Origin of the sequence: Sphaerochaeta halotolerans, assembly GCF_003429665.1 — a bacterium.
In the GTDB taxonomy this organism is placed as follows: domain Bacteria; phylum Spirochaetota; class Spirochaetia; order Sphaerochaetales; family Sphaerochaetaceae; genus Sphaerochaeta; species Sphaerochaeta halotolerans.
On sequence record NZ_QUWK01000028.1, the window covers coordinates 1 to 4,327 of the forward strand.

Sequence of the window (4,327 nt, forward strand, 5' to 3'; positions counted from 1 at the left end):
CCCAGTTTTCCGCAGCCTGCAAGACCCTGGGCATCGAGCTCGAGGCAACCTCCGTACCTCAGCGGAAGGGTCGAATTTAACTCTCAGCATAATTTAACCCTAAGGATTCAGGGAAATCATGTTTCTGGGCCATGCAGACGAATGGTTCCCGTACAGAACTTAGGGTTATCTTGCATTGTCCGGCATCAAGTTCTGACCGATACTGACAAAAACATCTGGAGGTGTTTATGTCAAAACAACTTGATTACGTGAAAGTATCTTGCCTCTCATACCTTTCGAGGTTTGAACGATCAAGCAACAGGATCAGACGTTTCCTGAGGTATTGGGAAAACTTGGAAGTTTTTCTGGGACCTGCTGAAAACTCGCTATCAGAAGAGCTCATATGGGAGTACGATTCAGAATTCTCGGTTACAATGGGACGAGCCGAACGTCATGATTTACGCAGGGATTTGACGATCATCTGTTTTATTGCTCATCACGATCTGCCACCCGAGGGGTTTCACATATCCATATGCCAGGCCTTTTGGGATTTGCCCATCTGGTGTCGGAAAGCAATAAGAGATTTCCAGGAATCCTGTAAACATTTGATGAGTCTGACGACACTGTCCAACTATGAGGTGTCTCTGAGTTGTTTCTTCATCAGACTGGACCTTGAAACTGTTAAGAATACAAGCCAGCTGACTCACAAAGCAATCATCAGGTATTCGGCGGCAGATGAAACCCCGGAGCTAAGCAAAAGGAATCGGAACTCCGATGTGAAGTCCTTCTTGAAATATCTGGAAAAGTTGGGGCTGGTGAAACCGACCATTCATCTGGTGTTGGAACCCTCATTCCAGAATGAAGCCATTCTACTTGACCCGATACAGTACAATGCCTACCCTTGGAAAGTACTTTCTGTAAAGAGGAGAACGGAGCCGATTGCAGTTTATGAACAAGGTGTAGCCAAGCTAGAAGAATACCTGACAAAATGCTCATATTCTCAAAACCACAAGAAAGCGCTGATACATGGAGCAACAGAATTCGAATTGTTCCTCTATTGCAATGATATGGGGTACTCGATTGGGATTGCGGATGAATGGATGGAATCAAGGCGTCATTTCTGGAGCAAGAGTGAATACTACTCAAACCTTCGGGCAGTTCATTTAATCCATGAACTGCTGATGGGGAAGCCGATTTCTCCATTTTTTCCTCATGTGGACCGCAGGAAATACCATATCAATGAAAACTTGGAACATCATCTTCTGGACTATATCGAATACCGAAAACATGAATGCTTGAAGCCCTCGAGCATATCGATGATCCATTCATCTTGTTGCAGATTCCTCGGTTTCGTTGAATCCTTAGGTATTCGGGACATTTCAGAGCTCACACCACAGATTGTCAAGGACTTCAACCTTCAGGACCACCATGCCACCATCGGAGGGAAACAAGCCTACAATGCCAGGATACGGAACTTCTTGTTTTTCCTGGCAACAAAGAACCTTGTTCCAATGTCGTTGCATTTGGCCCTGCCTGCGATGGCGGCCAGAAAGGACAGGATTATCACTGTATTGGGTCTTGAGCAACAAACAGCAATTGAGGCACAATTCAACAACCCAAGAACAAAGATGGAAAAGAGGGACAATGCGTTGGTTGCGTTGGGCTATGACCTGGGCATCCGGGGTATAGACATCGTTGCCCTACAATTCTCGCATATCGATTGGGATAAGGAGATAATTAGGTTCAGGCAACAAAAAACGGGGGTATGGACTACCATACCGTTCACCGTCAATGTTGGAAATGCTCTCTACGCCTATATTACCGAGGCTCGGCCTGAATCCGACTCCCCTTATGTCTTTCTCTCCTTCAAGGCGCCACATGGGAACATGGGTTCTTCGGTCTGTCGGGATAGTATCGGCAGGATTATGAAAAACGCCGAGCTGGCACCATGTACAGGATTCCACATCACGAGAAAAACCTTCGCCTCGAAACTACTGATGGCAGGAACTCCCTTTTCAACGATCTCAGATTTGCTGGGGCATTCCGACAACACGACACTCAAAGTGTATCTAGCTTCGAATGAGCCGGAAATCCGCCAATGTGCCATGACCCTTCAGGGAATCGAATACCAAGGGGGCCTGCTATGAAAACAAGCATCCTCTTCACCAGCAAACTCGGCCCCCTGATGAAGGACTTCGTCAAAGAAAAACGGTCCATGGGCTTCTGTTATGACACCGAGGAACGGCTGTTGGGGCAATTCGATAGATTCATCGTGGCAAACGGGTTCAATGACGGAACTTTTAGCAGACCTATGATATCTGAATTCAGCATGCAACTTCCGACGGAAGGAAAGAATTATCGGAACAAGAGAATGGTCGTAGTACGTCAATTTGCTTACTATCTGACTTCAATCGGTATTGATGCTTGCGTTCCTGAATCTGGTGGGGCATCATCAGAGAAACCAATACCATATCTCATGGACAGTCAGGAACTTTCGGAATTCTTCTCATGTGTCGACCGGTATTCACCGCATAGAAGGCAAGACCAAATGTTTGCCATCGAGTATTCCTGCCTATTCAGAGTGATCTATTGCTGCGGGTTGCGGATTTCAGAAGCCTGCAATCTTCGGTGTGATGATGTTGATCTTTCCATGGGAATATTGAGAATACTGCATTCCAAAGGGGATAAGGACAGGCTCGTCTACCTTTCGGAAGATTGCCGTCAACTGTGTCGTTCCTATGATGCGGCGATGAACGATTACCTCCCATCCCGCATCTGGTTCTTCCCGGGGAAAAAGCACAAATCCTTGCCGATAACAACCGCCGATGCAAAATTCAAATACTTCTGGAACAGGCGGTGTGGTGCCAAGACCGATTGCAAAAGCCCCACGGTGCATACGTTAAGGCACTTATTTGTTGTAAACACAATCAACAACTGGATCAAGGAAGGAGTAGACGTCGATGCAAAACTGATGTATCTGGTCAAGTATCTTGGTCATGCCAGTGCACCTGAAACACTGTATTATTACCATCAGGTCGTTTTCAGTGGCTCCTTGGTCAGTGGCAATGACTCCACCAGAGCTAGAGTGATTCCGGAGGTGCAGCACCATGAAGAAGCCTGAAACAAGCACTCTCTTCTTTTCACAGACATTGGCCTACCTTGATGTCTACTTGCCGGCACAAAGAGGCTGCAGCCCCATGACCATAGACTCCTACAGGGATGCCCTTACTGTGTTCAAGCGTTTTGTCGAGGAAGAATTGCATGGGACGGTGTTTACATTTGGCTTCAAAGACTGCACCAGAGATTGTATTCTACACTTCCTGGAATCCCTGAAAAACAAAGGTAATGCCCCCGGTACCCGGAACCAAAGATTGGCGACCCTCAAGTCCTATCTTGAGTTTGCTTCCCAAAACGATATTTCAATTGTTCCAATATACATCGGAGCAAAGGGGGTTACGGCGACCAAGAACCCCGAGAAGGAAAGAGAAGTATTATCTGAAGCTGCCCTGGATGCAATCTTCGCGGAACCAAAGAACAGCAGGCTTGGTGTTCGTGACAAGACATTGATGATCCTTCTGTATGATACCGGCACACGGATATCCGAGTTGCTCAACATCAGGTTGACGGACATTTTTCTCAAGAAGGAGGGATCATACATCATTGTAACTGGAAAGGGGTCCAAGCAAAGGCCGTTGTATTTGTCTGACAAAACTGTCAACCACCTGAAAAACTACATGTCCCTGTATCATCCTGAAGCCACTGATTCAAACCAGTATCTCTTCTATACAATCATCAGGGGGAGGAAAGGGCGCATGTCGGTCGGGAACGCCGAGAGAATCATCAAGCAACATGCAGAGGCAGCCAGGAAGAAGTGCCCTGAGGTCCCGGCACATGTCCATCCTCATGCATTCAGAAGAACCTTGGCAACCCAGCTGTATCAGGAGGGAACTTCACTCGCCCTTGTCTCCTCATTATTGGGCCACAGCAACATTGAGACGACACGACTGTATGCCAAACCTTCAGACGAGATGCTTAGAAACGCCATTCTTTCCATCCAGCCTATCGCTGAACGGCCTCTCACCAAGAAATGGAAAGACCACAAGGAGAACTGTAGAAATTTTAGCGGGTTGCGTTGATTCAGAAGAAGATAACCCTAAGTTCTGTACGGGAACCATTCGTCTGCATGGCCCAGAAACATGATTTCCCTGAATCCTTAGGGTTAAATTATGCTGAGAGTTAGATCCGTAACCCTCATCTTAGGGTTACGGATCGAACGCCTCAACCGAACACTCCAAGGCCGGCTGCCGGTGGAGTTCACCCGCCATGGGATTGCCTCCATGGAGGAGGC

The 4,327-nt window shown here is 47.2% G+C and carries 3 protein-coding genes; all 3 read left to right on the forward strand.

Annotation, left to right across the window (positions count from 1 at the left end; translation table 11 throughout):
* The first annotated feature begins 587 nt into the window (after positions 1–587).
* Genes DYP60_RS13715 through DYP60_RS13725 form a run of 3 tightly spaced genes read left to right on the forward strand, consistent with a single transcriptional unit; the run spans position 588 to position 4,115 of the window.
* Positions 588–2,126, forward strand: coding sequence for a tyrosine-type recombinase/integrase (locus DYP60_RS13715; protein ID WP_165849600.1), 1,539 nt, complete (start codon positions 588–590; stop codon positions 2,124–2,126).
* Complete coding sequence (locus DYP60_RS13720; RefSeq protein ID WP_165849601.1) at positions 2,123–3,100, forward strand: tyrosine-type recombinase/integrase; 978 nt, start codon at positions 2,123–2,125, stop codon at positions 3,098–3,100. Before DYP60_RS13715 ends, DYP60_RS13720 begins: the two co-directional genes overlap by 4 nt.
* Positions 3,087–4,115, forward strand: a complete 1,029-nt coding sequence (locus tag DYP60_RS13725) for a tyrosine-type recombinase/integrase (protein ID WP_117331586.1) — start codon at positions 3,087–3,089, stop codon at positions 4,113–4,115. The genes DYP60_RS13720 and DYP60_RS13725 overlap by 14 nt, the downstream gene beginning before the upstream one ends.
* Positions 4,116–4,327 lie beyond the last annotated feature (212 nt).